Genomic DNA, 6,412 nt, shown 5'->3' with positions numbered 1-6,412 from the left:
AAATTGGTTAATAGCTGTTAATAATACACGTCCATGAAAATATCGTTTAATTAAATTAAATCCACCTTGTTTTTTAAATATCTCAATTATATCCACAAAATCACCTATTATCCAAAAAAACATCATCATATTTTTTACATATATAATCCCAGCTATACTTATCTATTACTCTGCTCTTAGCTCTATTACCAAACTCCTCTTTTTTATCAATTAATAAAGTATCCGCTTTGTTTATCAAATCAGAAAGACTTCCTTCCCCCATGCTCCAATACAAGGCTGCATCTTCTGCTACTTCTTTGTTAAATCCAACATCTACTAATAAATTCAAATCTGTGCTGCCTAGAGCCTCTATTAAGCTTGGATTCGTTCCGCCGACAGTGTGACCATGTAAATAAGCGTAAGCATTTTCTCTTATTTTTTTAAGAAGTTCTTGGTCATACACTGTCCCAACAAATTTAATTCTTGGATCTTTTTTAAAGTGTAATCTTTCTTCCAACTCATTTAAAAATTTGTCATTTACATTTGTTATTAGGGCAAAATCTCTTTTACTTTTACTTTTCATAAATTCACGAATCATTATTTCAAATGAATTTTCTGGTACAAATCGTCCTACAACTAAATAGTAATCCTTTTTAGATAATCCTTTATCGGCATACCAATTTAAAAGTTTTGGATCATCATCTTTTAATTTACTAGGAGTAAGATCTGCTCCGTATGCTATATAAGTTGTTTTTGGATTCCCACCCCTTATTCCTTTTCCATCATAGGATTTGTGAATATATTTTTCTATATTTATTGAGTCACAAATTACAAGGTCTGACCACTTAACCATCATTGATTCTGATATCTTCCAATATTTTCTAATGGGAGCTGACCATTTTGCCCTCATCCATTCATGTCCATCTGGATTTAGATAAACTTTGCCACCTAGTTTGTGAATTTTTTTATAAAAATGCTTAGCAAGCGGTCCGATTCTACATGCCATTATATAAACAATAGGGTTACTTATATTATTAGCTTTAATATATTTTATACACTCATTTAATGCTGAAACATCATAATAAATTGCCTGGGCTGGACCAATTTGTGGTATTGGTATTTTAAAGCATCTTGCATTATGAAATTCGAATTCATTTTTAGATAGCTTTTTAGCACCATCAAGCTTTGTTTCATCCATAAATCCCTCGCCATTAGCTTTACATGCTACATGGTATTTTATGTTTTTATTATTTTGATGATATTCTGTTAGCTTATATACAAATGTTTCATATCCGCCATAAGCTCCTAAGCTTTTTGCCCCTATGAGAAAAACATTTTGTACATTTTTATCTTGATTCATATTTTCCCAATTTCTAAAACTTAAAAGTATCTTCTATTCCCAACCACTTTTGATCTTTATCAGATAAGTTCAACTTAGTGCCATCTAATAATTCATATCCATCAGCTAAAGCTGAACCCTTGTAATCTCCTATAAGTTCTGGCCATTCTATGCCTATATCTGGATCATTCCAAGCTAGGCCACCTTCATCGCCTGGATGGTAGAAGTCTGTTACTTTGTAACAAAACTCAGCTATATCGCTTAACACTAGAAATCCATGGGCAAAGCCTTCTGATATATAAAATTGCTTTTTATTTTCTTCTGTAAGTTCCAGACCATACCATTTTCCAAAAGTTTTGCTTTCTCTTCTTAGGTCTACTGCTACATCAAAAACTCTTCCTTTTATTACTCTTACAAGTTTTCCTTGAGGAAATTCTTTTTGAAAGTGTAGGCCTCTTAGGACTCCTTTTGTACTCATACTTTGATTATCTTGTACAAAATTCATATCTAAACCCGCTTCTTTCATATCATTTTGATTGTAGGTTTCCATAAAATATCCCCTGTCATCTCCATGAACTGTTGGTTCTATTATATACAATCCTTCTATTGGAAGTTTGCTTACTTTGATTTGTCCCATTTTTTATCCTTTTAATATTCTACTAATTTTAAATATCTTTCTAATGCATCTTGCCATCTTGGCAATGGTTTAAAGCCTTCTTTTATTAATTTTGATTTATCTAGTCTGCTGTTGTATGGTCTTTTTGCTTTTGATTGTCCATATTCTTTTGTTGAAACTGGATCTACTTTTATTTTACATCCTGCTTGTCTGAATATTTCACACGCAAAATCGTACCATGAAATATATCCGCCTTCGTTTGTAGCATTATATGTTCCGTATTTTTCTGAATCTATCATATCTACCAACAATCTTGCCAAATCATAAGTGTAGGTTGGTGTTCCTATTTGATCTGAAACAACTTTTAAATTGTCGTAAGTCTTTGCAAGTTTTAGCATGGTTTTTATAAAATTATTTCCGTTTACTCCAAAAACCCAGGCAATTCTAACTATGAAAAATTTTTCTAGGTATTTTCTTACAAATTCTTCGCCTTCAAGTTTTGTTTGTCCGTAAATATTTAATGGTTTATATTCTTTACAATCTGCTTGCCAAGGAGTTTTTCCTTCTCCGTCAAAAATATAATCTGTTGATAAATAAAGCATTTTTGCATCTATTTTTTTGCATATTTTCGCTATGTTTTCTGTTCCATAGGAATTTATTTTTCTAACTTTTTCTATATTTTCTTTTTCTTCTGCAAGATCGACTGCTGTCCAAGCTGCACAATGAACTATGGCATCTGGTTTTATTTCCGTTAAAACTTTTTCCACTTTTTCTTTGTCGGTTATATCCAGTGAAACATAGGGCATATTTACAACTGGACTATCATCATTTATTCCTGAATATTTTTCTGAAATATCTGACCCAATTGCTTGGTGTCCTCTTTTGTAAAGCTCGTTCATCACATCATGGCCAAGCTGTCCTGCCACTCCTGTTACAAATACATTCATTTGTATTTCTCCATTATCTATTTTCGTACATTTTTTTGTAATAGTTCTGATATTCTCCAGAAATTATTTCTTCCCACCATTTTTTATTATCTAAATACCATTTTATTGTCTTTTTAATGCCATCTTGAAATTTTGTTTCTGGTAGCCAGCCAAGGTCATTATGAATTTTTGTAGGATCTATTGCATAGCGCATATCGTGACCTTTTCTGTCTGTAACGTATGTTATTAAGTCTTCTGATTTTCCAAGTTCTTTACAGATAAGTTTAACTATATCGATATTTTTCATCTCGTTGTGTCCACCGACATTATAAACTTCTCCGTCTTTTCCGTCATGGATTATTTTATCTATTGCTGAGCAATGATCATCTACATATAACCAATCACGAACGTTTAATCCTTTTCCATATACTGGTAATGGTTTTTCTGACAAGGCATTTGCTATAATTAGTGGTATAAGCTTTTCCGGGAATTGGTAAGGTCCATAATTGTTTGAGCAACGACTTATGGTGATTGGTAGGCCATAGGTTCTATGATAAGCTTGGACTAATAGGTCTGCACTGGCCTTGGATGAACTATAAGGAGAGCTAGTGTGAATCGGTGTTTTTTCTGTAAATAATAAATCTGGTCTATCTAACGGTAAATCACCATAAACCTCATCTGTACTTACTTGGTGAAACCTTTCTATTCCAAATTTGTTACAAGCGTCCATAAGTACTGCTGTCCCAATTATATTTGTATCTAGGAATACTTCAGGGTTTTCAATAGATCTATCTACGTGACTTTCTGCCGCAAAGTTTACTATTATATCAGGTTTTTCTTCTTCAAATAATTTGTATATTGCATCTCTATCGCATATATCAGTCTTATAAAACTTGAATTTTTCATTATCCATTACAGGTTTTAGGGTTGATAAGTTTCCTGCATATGTTAGTTTATCGATGCATATTATTTCATAATAAGGGTATTTTTCTAACATATAAAATATAAAATTACTTCCTATAAAACCTGCTCCACCAGTTACTACTATTTTCATTATTCCCTCTTTTTATTAATGTAATTGATCCTTATATTTTCCATCAAGAACGTCTTTAAGATACTGACCATATTGGTTCTTCTTGAATATCTCATATACTTTCATTACTTCATCTTTGGATATCCAACCATTGAGATAGGCTATTTCTTCGAGACAAGCAATTTTTCTATGTTGATGGTCTTCTATTGTTTTTACAAAATTGGTAGCTTCTACAAGTGATTCATGAGTGCCAGTATCAAGCCAAGTGAATCCTTGACCTAAAAGTTCTACATTTAGCTTATTATTTTCTAGATATATCCTGTTTAGGTCAGTTATTTCTAGTTCACCCCTAGGACTTGGCTTTAGACTTTTAGCATATTTTACAACTTCATTATCATAAAAATACAAGCCTGTTACGCAATAATTGCTCTTTGGTTTTTTGGGTTTTTCTTCTATAGATATCGCTTTACCATCATTATCAAATTCTACGATACCAAAACGCTCTGGATCATCCACATAGTATCCAAAAACTGTGGCCCCTTTCCCTTCTTCAGCATTTTTTACCGCGTCTTTTAATCTCTCATTTAACCCATTACCAGCAAAGATATTATCACCTAATATCATTGCAACTGGATCATTTCCAATAAAGTCTTCACCAATGATAAAAGCTTGAGCCAAGCCATCAGGACTTTCTTGGACTGCGTAGCTAAGTGTAACACCAAAATCACTTCCATCACCAAGTAGCTCCGCAAATCTTGGTGTATCTTCTGGTGTAGAGATAATAAGTATCTCTCTAATTCCAGCATTCATCAAAACTGACATAGGATAATATATCATTGGTTTGTCATATACTGGCAAAAGCTGCTTAGATGTTACCGTTGTTAATGGATATAATCTTGTACCTGAACCGCCTGCTAAAATAATACCTTTCATCTCTACTCCTTTACTTACTTAGACCCATCTCTTTTAAAGACAACCAAAAATGTCTTCAAAAGTATCTTGAAATCTAATCCTATGTTCCAATTCTCTATATATTTTCGATCAAGTTTTACTACTTCTTCAAAGTCTGTGATGTTACTTCTTCCGCTTACTTGCCACATTCCTGTAATACCAGGCTTTATTGCAAGCCTTACCCTGTGATGAGGCTCGTATAGGGCAGTTTCTGATAGTAGTGGAGGCCTTGTTCCTACTATTGACATGTCTCCTTTTAGGACATTGAAAAATTGAGGGAACTCGTCAATGCTTGTTTTTCTTATAAAGTCTCCTATGCCCTTTTTCTTTGTTCCATCAGGTAACATTTTATTTCCAATAATACGAGGATCAAAGTCTAGCTTAAACATCCTAGCATCTCCGTATTGGTTTTTTTTCATAAGTTCAGCTTTTCTTTTTTCTGCATCCATGTACATGCTTCTAAACTTATACATCTTAAATACTTTACCATTTCTACCTACACGGTCTTGTTTGAAAAATATTGGTCCGGGTGAAGTAAAATAAATTATAGGTCCTATTATGATACACAGAAGACCTGTAAATAAGCAACCTACAAGACCTATGAATATATCCATAGCTCTTTTAATCAACACTTGTCTAGATGAAACATAGTTTACACTAGTAGTTATTACAACATAGTCACCTAGTCTTTCGACAAACTGCTTTTTACCTGGTTCTTGAACGATATTTCTTACATTGTAATGTACAGTGACTCCTGTTTCTACTAAGCTATCTATTAATTTTTTTGGATAAGCCATGTCATTAGAAAGAACTACTAGTACTTCGTCAATCCACTCTTGGCAAACATGATTTGCCACTGAATCCGCACTAGCTACAACTTCTATTCCTTCTATGCTATCTCCTAGCATATTCTTATCTATTATTACCAGACCAGTTATTACATACCTGATATGAGCCTTATTTTTGATATCTCTAACTAGGCTTAAAGCTTCTTTCTCATTTGTTACAAGTAGGAGTCTAGTTTTTTTCTCTTCGTTGATATCACGATTTTTGTGTTTTTTGTAATATACCCTTACGAGATAGGTTAAGACTGTATAGATCATATATGTTAGAAGAAGACTAAGTCTAGAAAAGTTTTGTCCTTCTTGTAGCATAAATAGGTACAGAATTTGTAGACCACCAACAAACATAGCATGTTTGAATGTCACTGCAAATTCAACATAATATCCCCTATTATATAATGAATTAAATGTTCCATAAACGAATATTACTAATAAATCTATCAATTCTATAACTACAGCTATGTTTCGATAAATGGTTTGATTGTAGGGATTGAAACCATAACCACTTATACAATAGGCTAAAATATATGCTATTTGTAAACATAGCATGTCTAAGAAAATAAAATCAAGATTTTTAATCCATCTTGCCGAATCTTTCCTATACATCTCTTCTCCTTTAATTACTTTTGACAAAATCTCAGCCTACTATACCTGCATACATATTATTTAAGCTAAAACATTTCTCTAATTAATTCTATATAAATCTATTATACATTAAAGTATGTT

Annotated in this window: 6 protein-coding genes; all 6 read right to left on the bottom strand. The window is 32.5% G+C overall.

Going from position 1 to position 6,412, the window contains the following annotated elements:
* Positions 1 to 100: 100 nt before the first annotated feature.
* The 6 genes from cps2T to Q0W95_RS07065 are packed head-to-tail and all read right to left on the bottom strand — an operon-like array spanning position 101 to position 6,292.
* Complete coding sequence (cps2T, locus tag Q0W95_RS07090; protein ID WP_297791295.1) at positions 101 to 1,339, bottom strand: beta 1-4 rhamnosyltransferase Cps2T; 1,239 nt, start codon at positions 1,337 to 1,339, stop codon at positions 101 to 103.
* A gap of 13 nt (positions 1,340 to 1,352) precedes the next feature.
* A complete protein-coding gene (gene rfbC / locus Q0W95_RS07085; RefSeq protein WP_297791293.1) occupies positions 1,353 to 1,955 on the bottom strand; it encodes a dTDP-4-dehydrorhamnose 3,5-epimerase in 603 nt (200 codons plus the stop codon).
* Between the two features lie 11 nt (positions 1,956 to 1,966).
* Positions 1,967 to 2,881: a dTDP-4-dehydrorhamnose reductase gene (rfbD, locus tag Q0W95_RS07080; RefSeq protein ID WP_297791291.1), complete on the bottom strand. Its 915-nt coding sequence runs from the start codon at positions 2,879 to 2,881 to the stop codon at positions 1,967 to 1,969.
* A 13-nt stretch (positions 2,882 to 2,894) separates the two neighbouring features.
* Entirely contained in the window at positions 2,895 to 3,914 is a 1,020-nt protein-coding gene (gene rfbB / locus Q0W95_RS07075; RefSeq protein WP_297791290.1) for a dTDP-glucose 4,6-dehydratase, read from the bottom strand.
* A gap of 15 nt (positions 3,915 to 3,929) precedes the next feature.
* On the bottom strand, positions 3,930 to 4,826 hold the full coding sequence (rfbA, locus tag Q0W95_RS07070; RefSeq protein WP_297791287.1) for a glucose-1-phosphate thymidylyltransferase RfbA: 897 nt from the start codon (positions 4,824 to 4,826) through the stop codon (positions 3,930 to 3,932).
* 14 nt (positions 4,827 to 4,840) lie between these two features.
* On the bottom strand, positions 4,841 to 6,292 hold the full coding sequence (locus Q0W95_RS07065) for a sugar transferase (RefSeq protein ID WP_297791285.1): 1,452 nt from the start codon (positions 6,290 to 6,292) through the stop codon (positions 4,841 to 4,843).
* Between the last annotated feature and the right edge of the window lie 120 nt (positions 6,293 to 6,412).

This window comes from uncultured Anaerococcus sp., from assembly GCF_947253225.1.
In the GTDB taxonomy this organism is placed as follows: Bacteria; Bacillota; Clostridia; order Tissierellales; family Peptoniphilaceae; genus Anaerococcus.
The sequence above is the reverse complement of the archived record's forward strand: the minus strand, read 5'-3'. Positions and strand labels throughout refer to the sequence as shown.